General features: G+C 61.2%; 11 protein-coding genes. 3 read left to right on the top strand and 8 right to left on the bottom strand.

Annotation, left to right across the window (positions count from 1 at the left end):
- Positions 1-180 precede the first annotated feature (180 nt).
- From BQ8482_RS09065 to BQ8482_RS09055, 3 genes are all read right to left on the bottom strand, one after another.
- Positions 181-1,263 carry an aldo/keto reductase gene (locus tag BQ8482_RS09065; RefSeq protein ID WP_123147486.1) on the bottom strand — a complete coding sequence of 361 codons (1,083 nt, stop codon included), beginning with the start codon at positions 1,261-1,263 and terminating at the stop codon, positions 181-183.
- Positions 1,264-1,364: 101 nt separating this feature from the next.
- Positions 1,365-2,372: a helix-turn-helix domain-containing protein gene (locus BQ8482_RS09060; protein WP_133254716.1), complete on the bottom strand. Its 1,008-nt coding sequence runs from the start codon at positions 2,370-2,372 to the stop codon at positions 1,365-1,367.
- A gap of 4 nt (positions 2,373-2,376) precedes the next feature.
- Positions 2,377-3,381 carry an SDR family NAD(P)-dependent oxidoreductase gene (locus BQ8482_RS09055; protein WP_133254715.1) on the bottom strand — a complete coding sequence of 335 codons (1,005 nt, stop codon included), beginning with the start codon at positions 3,379-3,381 and terminating at the stop codon, positions 2,377-2,379.
- 98 nt (positions 3,382-3,479) lie between these two features.
- Between BQ8482_RS09055 and BQ8482_RS09050 the strand changes: the two genes are divergently transcribed.
- Positions 3,480-4,652: a LysR family transcriptional regulator gene (locus BQ8482_RS09050; RefSeq protein WP_123147125.1), complete on the top strand. Its 1,173-nt coding sequence runs from the start codon at positions 3,480-3,482 to the stop codon at positions 4,650-4,652.
- Positions 4,653-4,808: 156 nt separating this feature from the next.
- Complete coding sequence (locus BQ8482_RS09045) at positions 4,809-5,156, top strand: hypothetical protein (RefSeq protein ID WP_123147485.1); 348 nt, start codon at positions 4,809-4,811, stop codon at positions 5,154-5,156.
- A gap of 574 nt (positions 5,157-5,730) precedes the next feature.
- On the opposite strand, the gene BQ8482_RS09040 is transcribed toward BQ8482_RS09045, so the two are convergent.
- Entirely contained in the window at positions 5,731-7,590 is a 1,860-nt protein-coding gene (locus tag BQ8482_RS09040) for a TPR end-of-group domain-containing protein (RefSeq protein ID WP_123147484.1), read from the bottom strand.
- Positions 7,591-7,855: 265 nt separating this feature from the next.
- On the opposite strand from BQ8482_RS09040, the gene BQ8482_RS40300 reads away from it, so the two are divergent.
- Positions 7,856-8,110 carry a VOC family protein gene (locus tag BQ8482_RS40300; protein WP_123147124.1) on the top strand — a complete coding sequence of 85 codons (255 nt, stop codon included), beginning with the start codon at positions 7,856-7,858 and terminating at the stop codon, positions 8,108-8,110.
- Here BQ8482_RS40300 and BQ8482_RS37630 read toward each other — a convergent pair.
- From BQ8482_RS37630 to BQ8482_RS09015, 4 genes are all read right to left on the bottom strand, one after another.
- A complete protein-coding gene (locus BQ8482_RS37630) occupies positions 8,062-8,307 on the bottom strand; it encodes a hypothetical protein (RefSeq protein WP_165848461.1) in 246 nt (81 codons plus the stop codon). The two genes, BQ8482_RS40300 and BQ8482_RS37630, sit on opposite strands and share 49 nt — an antisense overlap.
- Before the next feature lie 591 nt (positions 8,308-8,898).
- Positions 8,899-12,240 (bottom strand): AAA family ATPase, encoded by a 3,342-nt coding sequence (locus BQ8482_RS09025; protein ID WP_123147123.1) that lies wholly within the window; start codon positions 12,238-12,240, stop codon positions 8,899-8,901.
- Between the two features lie 316 nt (positions 12,241-12,556).
- Positions 12,557-12,850 (bottom strand): hypothetical protein, encoded by a 294-nt coding sequence (locus BQ8482_RS09020; RefSeq protein ID WP_123147122.1) that lies wholly within the window; start codon positions 12,848-12,850, stop codon positions 12,557-12,559.
- Positions 12,851-13,196: 346 nt separating this feature from the next.
- Positions 13,197-13,730 (bottom strand): hypothetical protein, encoded by a 534-nt coding sequence (locus BQ8482_RS09015; protein ID WP_244602664.1) that lies wholly within the window; start codon positions 13,728-13,730, stop codon positions 13,197-13,199.
- Positions 13,731-13,990 lie beyond the last annotated feature (260 nt).

Raw genomic sequence — 13,990 nt, 5'->3', positions numbered from 1 at the left:
TCGAGGAACCCTGCATCAACGCGTGGCTGATCCGGCTTCATGAGCCACTCGTCTGCCCTGGCAAACGCGAAGACTCGAATAGATTCCGCTTTCGTTAGCCTCCGTGGCAAGGGTCGACTTCAGGGTCAGCAGCGGACGCTTGTCCAGCGCCCGTCGCTGCTTTGATTGACTTGACGTCGTTCAAGTCCGCTCGCGCAGTTCCGCTTGCGCCTGTCCGACGAGGCCATTGTAGTTCTTGTTCGGATACCAGGACGCAGCGCCCTTTTCGTTGAGCTCAGCGAAACCGGGGAGCTCTTCCATGAAGGCGACCATTCTTGCTCGCATTTTTTCATCGGGCAATTCGCCGCGCATCGCGCCGACATTTTCAAGGACATGCTCCGGATTGGACGTAGCCGGGATAGCGCAGGTGACGGCCGGGTGTGCGATGACCCATTTCAGGAAGAACTGTGACCAGTTTTCGATTCCAAGGTCTGCGGCGAAGTCTGGCAGCGGCCGCCCGGCGACGATCTTGTGAAGTCGCGCCTTTTCCAGCGGCATGTTGACGACGACGGCGACCCCTTGATCGGCTGCGGCGCGCAGCACCTGTTCCTCGGCTTTGCGGGTATGGATGGAGTAATGCACCTGCACGAAATCGAGCTGGCCGCTCTCGACCCAAGTGGCAAGCGGGTCGAAATAGGCTGGATCGTGATGTGACGCGCCAATGAAGCGGATCCGCTCCTCTTTCTTCCAGGCATTGAGCAGCGGAATAACGATCTCGGCGTTGACCAGGCTGTGACACTGCATCGCGTCGATATGCTTGCGCCACAGGCGTTCCATTGAGACTTCGAGGCTGCGCTCAGCATGGCTGTCATCGGCCAGATAGTCGCCGGTTGACCAGATTTTGTTGGTGATGAACATATCTCCGCTGATCTGAAGAGCGGAGGCAAAGTCGCCTAGGTTCACTTCCGACATGCCGTAAAGGGGCGAGGTGTCGAACATGCGTCCGCCGGCTTCCCAGAAGAGGCGTACGACCTCGCTAATTTTCGCGCGTTCGCCGCTAGGCACGACATCGAATGTCATGAATGTGCCAAGTCCGATCGCCGGCACCATTTCGCCGGTGCGCGGGATCGGGCGCATCACGACATCGCCTTGTGGCTCTTGGGCGAAAGCGCGGCCGGCGACAAGGCTATTTGCAGGTAAGATTGCGGCGGCTGCGCCCGCTGCTCCAATGTTCTTAAGCAGGCTACGTCGATTCACAGTGAAAGCTGTCTGCTGAGAAGGCATGCTCATGGGAGACTCCTGTCATGCGGTTGTCTCCAGCTAAATTAGAATGACCCGATGCCGGGTTTTTGCTGCCGATGCCGGCGTCTTGCTTTTGTTTTCGTCTAGCGGATCGACTGTCGGTAGGCAGCGGGCGTGACCCCGCTTTTCTCGCGGAACACTGCGGCGAAATGGCTGGCATTCGTGTAGCCGACCGCGCGCGCCACGCGGCGAACGTCCCAGTCGGTTTCGGCAAGCATGCGCTTGGCGTGCTCAAGTTTTCGCAGACGGACGAATGCATGCGGCGTTTCGCCCGTGCTCTGCTTAAATGATCGCGCGAAGTGAAAAACACTCATGCAGGCCACGCGCGCCATTTCGTCCAGCGTCACGTTTTCGCCGAGGTTCGCGTCGACAAAGTCTTCCACCTGCCGCAGCTTTTTGCGCGATATTGTTTCGGCGTTTCGCACTATGACAGACCTAGTGGAGTAGCGCTGCAAGAGATGGATCGCGATCATTTCGGCAGCGGCGTCTGCGAACATATGGCCCGAAGGATCAGGTCCGCGCAGTTGCGGAACCAGCGTGCTCAGTAGCCGCTCGATCAGAGGATCGGACTCGGATAAGGCGTTGGTGATCTCGATCGCATTCGGATCGCCGCGGCCGCATTCGGCGGTAACCCGCCGGAAGAAAACGCTATCGATATGAAGGTGGATAGTTTCGACCGGTGCGCTGCTTTCGCTCCGCCAGCGGATCTCGGTCGTCGTGCTTGGCGAGGTGACACCGACCTGGCCTGGACCCGATATCGCTTTTCGCCATCGTTTGCCGTCGCGCACTTCGACAGTGCGCTTGCCGCCGGTCATCAACACAATCCACGGGTCGGGAGTACCTGGAATGAACCAGCTGTCCACCCGAGCAGGTTCGACGCGCCTGCGCAGGACGAGCGGACCTTTGTAGTTGCCCACACTCGACCATTTTGATGGGCAGGCCAGATAGTGTTCCAAGGCAGTCGACGTCGTGTTTTCGGGTATCATCCGGGTCACCAAACTCGAAGCGCTTTGCATACAACGCGGCGCGACGGTTGGTGGTTCAATTGTGCGCGAGCCGGCGGCTTTCGACCACCGGCCGGCAGAGCGCACATCATTATTTCAGCATCAGCAAATCGGCGATGCGATTGTGCGAAATCATGTCGTTTTGCAGCTGCTCATGTGCAGCGTTCACGGGATCAATGCCATCCCTGTAAGGACCGACGGTCAGCCGGCCCGGCCGCGTGCCGAATTTTGTTGCCGCGAGAGCAATGACAGCGTCCGACACCTCACGTGGATCGAGTGCGGTGTCAGGTGCCAGGTCGGTCAGCATCGCCTCGATATGCGGGGCGTAGGTCTTGAGCTTGACTCGGTCCGTTTCGTTCAGGGTCGTCAGCATTCGCTCCCAGTAGCGGATGGCATTGGCCTGGAGCTGTGTCGGATAGGCGCCGGCCGGCTGCGCCACCGCAACCTCTATGTTCGAGGCAGCGACCTCATAACCCAGCGCGTCGGCTGCTGCTTCGACGGCGAGTTTTGAGGCACAGTATCCGCCGAGCATCGGATCTATTGCGCGCCCGAGCGCACTCGACATCTGAATAATCGTGCCGCTGCCTTGCGCCCGCATATGCGGGACAACTGCGCGGTAGAGGCGCAGCGCGCCGCCTAGGTTGGTGTCTATGTTCGACACAAAAGCCATAGGCGGCTGAAGTTCGACCGGGCCGGGCACGACGATGCCGGCATTGCTGACAACGATGTCGATGCGGCCGGCACTCTCCATCGCCCGAGCAACGCCGGCTGCTACAGACTCATCGGAGAGCACGTCGATCTCGACAACTTCGATCGGCGTTGCGAAGCCGGCAAGCGATCGCAACTCTTGCGCGGCCGCGGCGTTTTTGCCGTTCAGGTCGCGCATCGTCGCAATTACCCGCGCACCATTTTTGGCAAACCCTTCCGCCATCAGTCTGCCGAAACCAGTGCTGGTGCCTGTGATGAGCACCACAGGTTCACTCACAGTCTGTGCCCAGATCGGCCTGGTCATCGAAAGCAATCCAAGCGCAGCGCCCGATTGCAACACGATGCGACGATTGATGGAACCTGATTTGTTGTTCTCTTTGGCAGTCATGACCCTGCTCCTTCCTACTTCGCGCCGCAGAAGGACGGCGCCTTGCGGGAACGTGGCACGCGAAGTATTGTCGCTGTAGACAGGACAGTTGAACAACAGTGTTGCCAGTCGGACAACAAATTCCTGACCTTAACGACGTTGCGGTCTTCGCCCAAGTGGCCGAGGCGGGTAGCTTTACGTCCGCCGCGCGCACGCTCGGTCTGCCACGCGCGTCCATCAGCAGAATCGTCGCCCGGCTGGAAATGGCGATTGGCGCACAACTGCTCTATCGCACCACGCGCAAGGTCGAACTCACGGACATAGGCCGCAATTTCTACACAACGACCTCGCGCGGACTGGCGCTGATCGCGGAGGCGGGTGAAGCAGTGGCGGCATCGCGAGCCGAGCCGACAGGCCTCTTGCGCGTTACCGCTCCGATCACCTTCGCGACTATGTCGTTCATTCCGTGGCTGCGGGAGTTTTTGTCCCTGCATCCGAGCGTGAGAATTGCGCTTCGCCTCACGGACACCGCGGTCGATCCGCTGGAGGAGCAGGCCGATCTCGCTATCCTCACCGGTCAGCAGCCGGACTCGACCTATCTCACGCGTCGTCTCGGCCTTTCGTCGATGATTTTGGTCGCGAGTCCGGCCTATCTCCAAGACCATCCTGCGCCGCGCAGACTTGGCGATCTTGCCCACCACGACTTCGTTCTTTTCACCTCCGACCGAGGCGAAGAGATCTGGGAACTGGATGGGCCTGACGGCCGGGTTGAAGTTGAGGTCAAGGGCCGCATCAGTGTGACCGGCCCGCATGCGGAGCTAAGCGCCGCCCTCTCGGGCATCGGCATCGCCATCCTGCCTGACGCCATGACACAGCCCTATCTGGACGGGGGCTCGCTCGTTCGCGTCCTACCGGCTTATGGGCGCAAGGGCGGCAGCATCAACGCGGTGTTTCCGGCCAACCGCCACCAGCCTGCTGCACTTCGAGCACTGCTCGATTTTCTGGCGAAAAAGTGCAACAGCAACGGAAAGCGTCCATTGGTTCAAAACGGAACTAGCGAGCTCGGCGTTCAAGCGAACGTCGGGAAGGAAACAGCGTGCGATCTGACCGACTCGAACGGCACCAAGTTCATGCTGAATTTTGATCAGATCATCAAGTTCGAGCCAAATAGTTCTGGCGGCGGGACAAACTTTTCAGCAGCAGCGCCGGGCCACGGCATCTACGCGACAGAGAAATTCAGCGACGTCCGGTCCCGAGTTGATTTGCTGCGGGCGCAGTTTGCACGGAAATAGACCTGTCCAGCGGACTTGCTTGCTTCCCACGCCTCTGATGCCGGCCGCGTTTAGGCTAACGCCTCACGAATTCTCACCGTCTGCAACAATTTGGTGATACAGTTAACGTCTCGCGCGCAATCATGCGCGCTTGTCCAGATCAAGATCGGACACATCATGCAAATCCCCACATGGACGAAACCCGGCCTTTTCGGCGCGGGTGCCGGAGCCATTGCGCTCGCAATTGTTGGTTTTACTTGGGGCGGATGGGTCACAGGCGGCACCGCTCAGAAGATGGCGGAAAGCGCCTCTGTCGCAGCCGTGGCGTCCGCCATGACACCATATTGCCTGGCACAGTCAAAAAGCGATCCCCGGTCGGTAGAGCTGCTTGCCGAGCTCAAAGCCGCACAGGGCTACAATCGGCGCGGTGTCATTGAGAAGGCTGGGTGGGCCACGCCGCTTGGCGCGGAAAAGCCAAATACTGAGCTGGCGAGGGCGTGCGATATTGAGCTGGCAGCCGGTTAGGCAGTGATTTCTGCAGCGGAGTTGCCGAAAGCAATACCGCAGAAGCGTCGAAATTCGCATCGTCTGCGGAGGCGCGGGCGGTGCGAATTCGCCAAGATTGTGCCAAGAAATTAACGGCGGCCTATCCGGAGCCGAAGGAAACGTCCTTGGCGTGCGGGAACGGCGGCGCAATGACGGCTCACCAAACTCACTGAAGACGTTTCAGGTTGGCCACGGGCAATAATCCCCTAATGGAGGGCTAGCGCTGGGTTCCCGCTAAACAACGCTAAGGAAGATCAAAGCGCGAACACGAAACGGATAGACGGAAGTTCGCTGAACTTCTCACTCGTGGGAGCGGAAGTGCCCTGCCTGTGCCCAATTGGAAAGATGCGCCATATCGCGACATTCATGGCCCTTCTCAAAAGCTGCCCCTCGCGCACGGCTCGAATCGACCCGACCCGGCCCTTTGACGATCATGTCGGCATGCTGAGAACCTGAAGCGGGCGTTGCCTCGATAGCGCCAGAACCGGAACCCGAGAGGTCTCGCCCGCCCTCGGCGATGTCATCTAAAATGTGGTCACTTAGTCGGCGCTCGCTAGGCCCCGATCGACTCAAGCAGCTTTTGATAACGCGGATGGCTGCGGATGGGGTCCAGGTCGGAGTCGTTCTTGAACCACAGGATCTGCTCGGAGCTTCTGTGAGGAAGCACCTTCTCCAGCAGGTCGATTGCCGCGTCAAGGTCGCCCAGCTGCGAATAGACGCATGCAATATTGTACTGGCCAAGGAGGTCATCGGGGTCTATCGCCAAGGTACGGGCCGCCCAATCCTTTGCCCGGTCACGTTCGCCGAGATGCGCCAACGCAAGCGCGCCTAATTGGGCAGGACCTGAATTCTCAGGGTGCAGATTGAGTTCGCGTTCAGCCCTCTCCAGCCCTAGCCGCGCCGACCGCTCCTCGTCCACATGCCGTCCAAGCGAGCGGTAAACAGCTGTAAGCAAAACAGGAGAGCGGTAGTCGTCGGACCGGATTTGAACGGCGCGTTCGAAGAATTCGGCCGCCTTTTGGAAATCGCCCTGTTCGAAGAAGAACCGGGCATAGAAATAATTGGCTTCGTAAAGATTGCGGTCGAGTGCGAGCGCATGCTCGAATTCGGCGATCGCCTCCTCATGGCGCCCACCAAATTGAAGCGCAAGCCCGCGGGAGGCATGTGCCTCGGCCAAGTTGGGATCGAGCGCCAGTGCTTTGGCGCTCATCGCCAGGATGCCATCGATGGAGACATCAGCGTGATGATGCCACGACTGAAGGATCGAATCGCAGTCAGCAATTCCAGCATAGGCGCGAGCATAGTTCGGATCCAAATCCGCCGCCTTAGAGAACATGCGCCGCGCCAGGAGCACGTATGACTTCGAGCACATGTGGGAGAATTGCCGGCCTCTTAGGTAGTAGGTGTAGGCTTCGACATTCTCTGTCGGAGTTGCCGCGAGTGCTTTCTTCTCTTCGGGCAGCAGCTTGATCTTCAGCTGATCGACGATGGCGTGCGTGATTTCGTCTTGAATAGAAAATATGTCGGTCAGCTCTCGATCGTAGCGGTCCGCCCAGACGTGGCTGCCGTCTTTGCCGTCGATGAGCTGTCCGGTAACACGAACGCGCGATCCGGCCTTGCGGACGCTACCCTCCAGCACGAATCTAATACCGAGCTCCTGTGCCGCCTGCTGCACATTGATTAGCTTGCCCTTGTAGATGAACGCGGTGTTGCGGGCGACAACGTGGAGGCCGGAGATTTTCGACAGATCGGTAATGATGTCCTCGGTGATTCCGTCAGAAAAATACTCCTGCTCGGGATCGCCGCTCATGTTGTTGAACGGCAAAACGGCGATTGCCGCCCTTTTGGGCCAGTTGGGCGCGGCCGACACGGGTCGGTCAGGCTGAGCCGGCGGTGCGATTTGCAGATTCACGCGATAGCAGGCGATCGGCTCTGCGATGTTCTTCATCCGCTGTTCGCCCATCGGCTCGAAGCTGAAGGCCAGCTTCTTCTCGACCTCTTTCGATACCTTCCCTGACACGCAGATGCCACCCGGCTCAGCGAGCTGTTGCAGTCGCGCTGCAACATTTGCGCCCTCGCCGTAGCGATCTTCGCCTTCGACGATCACCTCTCCCAGATTGATTCCGATACGGACCTCGATGCCTTTGCCTTCGGGGACACTGGCATTGCGCTCCGCCATGCCGCGCTGGAGAGTCACCGCGCATTCGACAGCATCGACAACGCTACCAAATTCCGCCAACAGGCCGTCGCCCATCAGTTTGAAAATGCGGCCATGGTGCTTATTTATTTCGGGCTCGAACAGTTCCTTACGGCCCGCCTTCAGCCGGTCGAATGTTCCCGCTTCGTCCGCTTCCATGAGGGCCGAGTAGGCTACGACGTCAGCGGCAAGGATCGCCGCAAGCTTGCGTTCCATGAGAAAGCCCATGTGCGTCACACGATTTACAGAAATGACGCCGGATACACTGCGGAAAAGGTATCATAGCCTGGGGTTCCGGGCTAATCCGGAGTCAACCGAATCGCTGCATTGGGTCAGAGGTCAGCAGAACGGCATTGGGGTCAGGTTTTGGCCATCGATTTCTCCGGCGGTCGCGGAAGGGTCGACACAGTCTTGCGCACCAACTCGCGCTTGATCGCGGCGGGGGATAAACTGAAGACATGCAAACGCGCTCGAGCATATTGTGCTCTGTGTTAACGAGGTCGCGACCACGTGCCGTGTCTACGAGCGCGTGCTGAACATGGAGGCGCGGGAAGAGCGATCTAGCAAGTGGTCGCTGCACTTCGGTATAAACAAGGTCAGTCTGCAGTCGTCGCTGAAACGAGCCGGTCGCGCCAGAAGCGGGCGTTCATTCCCCAACCCCGGGGTGCTTTTCGTCTACGCCCAGGATCAGTTGTTCACCGCCTCGGCCACTTGCAGAAAGACGAAGGGTGGGTAGCGGCCCAGCTTTTTGGCCACCTCCACATTTACGACATAAGCGAAGTCCGTCGCCCGCACGATCGGAAGGTCCCCGGGGTTCGCCCCGTCGCGCAGGATCCTAAGTGCCTCTTCCGCCGCGAGACGTCCGACATCTTCAAGCCGCGCCGCAATGGAGAGCAGCGCCTGGTGTTCGCGCACCAGCGCGCTCGCAGTCATTCTGTATGCGCAGCGCCACGGAACCAGGCGACCTTGGCTGGTCCAACTCCTTGGGCGTCGCACGGCAAAGGTCGCCGCGGTCGCGCTCGCCAACAAGATGGCGCGTATGATCTGGGGCGATCATGACGAGCGGCGAACGCTACAGAGAACCATCGCCTGCAGCCGCTAACAGCTAGCGGCGGAGATCAGCGGAGGCGTTGGAATTCGAGTTTGGGAAGGGCAATCGCGATGTATGCGAAGACCGCTCGACACCGGGAGGCGGGAAACCCATTTGCGCCACAGCGCCTCAGAGCGCGTGGAAACGGTCGGGACCCGGCTCCGCGAAAGGCATTTCGGTGGGTGGAAACCTGCCGTACCACCCATCGAAACCAGCAAGGAGCGCCATTTCTCCACCGTTCGCTGTGACCACTTCGAATATCGCGTTTCGGACGCTTTGCTCCCGCCCGCCCGTATCTGTAAGGGCGAAAGCTGACTGGCTGAGCTACTCGACAATGATTCTGCAATGTCAGAATTTCCCCCTAGTCTCGCTTCGGTAAATGGCTGGGACGGGTGGTCTTTTCGAATGCTGCCAAGGGGTAGCGTGGACTCTATTCACCTCAAGGTGTCGAGCAGCGCCCTGGCCCCTTTGAGGTCGGGGGTCTCGAAGCCCTCGGAGAACCACTCATTCACGGGCACGAGCAGGGTGTGGGCATCGGCAGGCTTGCCTTGGTCGCGCCAGAGCCGGGCAAGACCGGTGGCCGCACGCAACTCCCAGGACTTCGCGGATTGACGTCGGGCGATTTCGATCGCGTGCTCAAATGCGGCGCTCGCCTCATCTGGTCTTCCGTCCGGCAGGGCTGCCAGAAGCTGCCCGCGCAAGCGATACAGTTCGGCCTCCGGCCAACGCTCCCCTGTCCCCTCGACCACTGCCAGAGCCTCATCCAGTGCACCGAGCCCCCGTTGCATGTCCCCCGAGAGGGCACAAGCCTCGGCCAGCAGGCCCAGGAAGAACGGACGCATCCACGCCGCGCCGCTCTTCCCCCAATCCGCAAGCCCGCGCTGGATCGCTTCTATCCCGGCGGCCTCCTGACCGTGGCGAGCCATGGCCCAGCCCTGGACCACCGTCGCGCTGGCGGCCCATAGATCCAACTTGTGTTCCCGGGCCAGCTCCAGCAACACCGCCGCATGCGCCGCGGCCGCGCTGTCGTCGCGGCCAAAAGCCCCCACCAGCGCGCTGTACATCAGGGCAAACCCGAGGGTGTTCTTATGGCCGACCCGGTGGGCTAAGGCCAATCCCTCGGCTTGTCGGCGGGATGCCTGATCCGGGTAGCCCAGCAGCCACAGCACCCAGGTCAGGTGGGCGAGCGCGGACACGCCAAGGTCTTGGCCAAAAACAAAGGCCGTCGAACCATGCCGTTCCGGGTCGTACAGCGCAACGGCACACTCGAGGTGCTCGCGGGCGGCGAGCAGCTCGCCCCCCACCTCATCTGTCGCGCCGCACATCCGGTGCGCCAAGCACAGCCGCTCCGGGTCTGGGTGCAGCTCGGACAAGGCGAGAATTTGCCTGGCCAGCTTCTGCTGCTCGGGAAGCGCCATGCGTACGAATTGGACAGCCCAGAACCCATACAGCACAGGAAACTGTTGTGATGCGTCGCCTACGGCCTCTACCAACTCCTGCGCCCGGGCGAAAGCGGAGGCGGTCTCAGGTGCTGCGTGGCCGTACCGGGCAATGCACGCCTGACCAAGCATAGTCTGAAGATGAAGTTCGCGCTCTGCCCGGGCGCGGCTCTCGGGCAAGGTCCGCACGAGGTCAATGCTCCGGGTGAGATGGCCGATGGCTTCCGCAACGGCCGAGCGCCGGAAGGTGCGTTCCCCGGCCCGCTGCCAGTAGTCCGCAGCCCGCTCGGTCAGTTCCGCCTGGGTAAAGTGATGGGCCAGCAGCTCAGGCTGGGTTTCGACCACCTCCGGCCAGCGCTCTTCCAGTACCTGGGCGATCCGGGCGTGCAACTTCTGGCGTGTGCCACGCAGGAGGCTCACGTAGGCGGTGTCCTGCACGAGCGCGTGCTTGAACGTGTAGGTCGCCTCGGGCGGCGTGCCGCGCCGGAACGCAAGACCAGAATTGACGAGCTCGTCCAGTCCCTGCGCCAACGCTGCCTCGGGTAGTCCCGCCACGGCGGCCAGCAGCTCATGGTTGAACTCCCGGCCGAGTGCCGCGCCGATCTGCGCCACCTGCTTGGCGGCCGGCAGCCGATCCAGCCGAGCGGTCAGTGAAGCCTGCAAAGTGCTCGGGATCGGAAGCGGCGAGACAGCAGCATCGGGCTGGCTGGCACTCTCCAGCACGGCTTTGGTCAACTCCTCGATGAACAGGGGCACACCGTCGGTCTGCGCCACGATCCGATCCAGCATTCCGGCCGATAATGCTTGGCCCACGACCACCTGAGAGGCGAGCGTCGCGGCTTGACGCGGACTGAGACGGCTCAGCGCCATCAAGGTCACACCCGCCAGACCGACCCAGGGCGCCTCAAACTCCGGCCGGAAGGAGATGACCACCAGCACTGGCAGCGAGGCCAAGCGCATGATCAACCTGTCCAACAGCTCCAGCGAGCTTGGATCGGCCCAATGCACGTCCTCGAACAGCATCAGCACGGGGGATCGGCAGGCCCGTTCATCGAGGATGTGAAGCAGTGCCCCGAAGGTCTGCTCCTTCTTGCGCTCCGGGCCGAGAGCCAGTGGCGGGTACCGCTCGCCACCCGGCACGCCGAGCATCTCGGCAATGAGCGCCAGCTCATGCGAGGCGGCGAGTGGGTGTAGCAGGGTTTCCAGCTTGTCGAGCCGAGCCTCCGCAGGCTCGCCGTCCACGAAGCCTACCTCGTTCTTCCAGCGTGCGATGATCGGTTGGAGGGCGCTCTCACGGTGATGGGGCGAGCAGAAGTACTTGAGTTTGAGATGCACCTCTCCAGCTACGTGCTCCTCGAGCGCAGCGATCAGGCGGGACTTGCCGATGCCGGGCTCGCCGGCGATGAGCACGACCTGCCCTTCGCCGCCCTTCGCCTGCCGCCAGCGGCGCAGCAGCAGATCGAGCTCGTCATCGCGCCCGACCAGCGGCGTGAGGGCGGCCGGATGCATCGCGTCGAAGCGGCTCTGAACCATGGCCTCGCCCAGCACCTGCCAGGTGCGGACAGGGCCGGTTAGCCCTTTGAGGTGAACCGCACCAAGCTCGCGGCACTCGAACAGGCCGCCGATGCGCCGCCGTGTTTCCGCGTCGATCACTGCGCATCCAGGATCAGCAAGGGATTGTAGCCGCGCGGCAACGTTCGGGGTCTCGCCGATTACAGCCTGCTCCTGTGCGGCCCCGGCCCCCAGCAGGTCGCCCACGACGGCGAGGCCACTGGCGATGCCGACGCGTGCGGACAACCGCTCATCGGCGGGCGCAATCTGGCCAACCGCTTCCAGCGTGGCCAAGGCGGCGCGTACTGCGCGCTCGGCATCGGCCTCGTCGGCCTGGGGCCAGCCGAAATAGATCAGGACTCCATCGCCCATGTACTTCGCGACGAAGCCGCCGAAGCGACCAACCGTCTCGGCAATGCGGCGGTGGTAGGTCCCGATCACCTCGCGCATGTCCTCGGGGTCCAGGTGCGCGGCGAGCGCCGTGGAGCCAACGAGGTCGACGAACATGACCGTTAGCTGCCGCCGCTCAGCCTCTGGAAACGGCGGGGCTGCCCCTGAGACCGCCGCCAGGGATCGCGTGGTCGACGTGGCCGCCGTATCCGAAGTCGCGCGTAGGGCATCGATGGCGGCGAGCAGCCTGCGGCGGTGACCAATCGATGTGACCCCGAGCGCCACGAGGTCGTCGGCCGTGAGCTGAGGAAGCGTTTCAGCTTCAATATCGTTGTCGCGAAAAGCCGGCTCGTATTGCTGCAGGCCGAGGCTCCGTAGCCATGCCGCGATATCCACGCCCCTTCTCCTCTTCGGCTGCGGGGGCTGCCCTGTTCTCCCAACTATACCCCAGATTGATGGAGTAGGCGGAAATCTCTTGGATGAGGCCGCTGAAGCGGAGATATTCCGTGGAACGGGTGGCCTGACGAGTAAGGATGTCTGCTATGAGGTCGGGACTTGCCCATGCTCTTGCCCTCGGGGAAGGTCCCGCAAGGGGGGTCGTTCCTGCGCGTTCATCAACAGTGCGCAAGCGCGTCCGAAACGTGAACAGCCGAGTTCGATCCGAATCGCCTCGACAAATGAGAACTTGAATTCGTCAGTACCGATAATAGTCTTAGACGGGACGCCTTCCGCCGCGCTTGCACTTGATCTCTTCCTTATACTCGTCGTCGTCCCACTTCCGCTCGATCTTGCAGCGGCCGCGTCGGTACTCCTCCTTGTACGCACGTTTGTAGGAGCCCTCGCGATTATAGCGGTGTCCGCCGCCGCGCCAATAGTCGTCGCCACGTTCGTAGCTGCGGAGCCAGCGCCCGTTGTCGCTTTCATCCTTCCACGGATCGGCCGCCGCTACTCCCATGCATGCGATGAGGGCGATGCCAACGGCAGTCATGATGCCTAGCGCTTTCATGGTGTAAGTCCTTCTGCCGCGCCCCACGGGGCGAATGTGGCCGAGTTGCAAGAATCGAGCCTGAACATCAGCTGAACAACGCCTTAAAATCCGAACTTGGCGCTTTTCTGGTCGTGCTGCGGTTGTGACCGGGCGCGATGGTGGCCCTCACCGATGGTCAGCAAGGGGGGCGCCCTCGGTCGCGATCTGCTGGCCTTGATTAAGAAAATGGTCGCCCTGGAGCGCGCCGCAGACGGAGTGGCGGCGGAAACGCAACATGGAGAAGAAGGACGTCTTTAGGCGCCTCGCGCTGCGATGAGTGGCGCCGGCCGAGAGCACCACCGCGAGGCATTAATAAGGCCACACCTTAAGCATCGACCTTCTTCAGCTCCGAGAGCCGCACAAAGCCGTTCTGGCTGCGGAATGTCAGTGTCGCATCCGTACTTTGCGCCTGGACGATCCCCGAGATAACGTGATCGCCGGTGTCGTAGACCGTACGCTGCCCGGCATCCTCGATGACCAGTCGCCGCGTGTCAGGATAGATCGCGTAGCGCAAATGGTTCTGCGATCCGGTCGATGAGGGTGTGCCGAGTCCGCCCGGCCAACTTTCAGATACCTGCTGCTGCGATCTATAGCTCACTTCGGCAGGGTCTTTATGGGCGACCTCAGGATTCTCCCGTAGATAAGCTGCTAGATCGGTGGCCACCGCGTTCAGCTTCGCCCTCAGCGCATCGTTGAACATGTCGCCGACCATTGTCATGCCTGATGACCACTGCGACATGCCGCCGAATTCGGCATGGCTGAACTGCGCCATGGAACCGCCGCCCGAGCGCAGGGCACGCAGCACGGTTTTTACCGCGTCCCTTGACAACTGGTGCCGCGCCGCAAGCCGCGCGATCAATGCCGTCTCTTTGAGATCATCCATCTGTACTGCCTCAACTCTTCTCGCCATTTAACACTGCGATGGGCACATCGTTCCACTTGCCCTAACCTCCGAGCACGCCAAGGGCAGTTACAGCCCCGGCCAACGCGTGGAGACCGACATCTTTCCGCCTTTGATTTTGACTGAATGTCAGAAAAGCGCCCTAAAGCGGTCGCGCGAATGCCCATCCCAGGGAAGAAGTCGTCAAGTTGAATTGCCCTCATAAGCATTTCTTCAAG

Origin of the sequence: Mesorhizobium delmotii (assembly GCF_900149755.1) — a bacterium.
GTDB lineage: Bacteria > Pseudomonadota > Alphaproteobacteria > Rhizobiales > Rhizobiaceae > Mesorhizobium > Mesorhizobium delmotii.
This window is presented reverse-complemented; position numbering and strand designations above follow the sequence as displayed.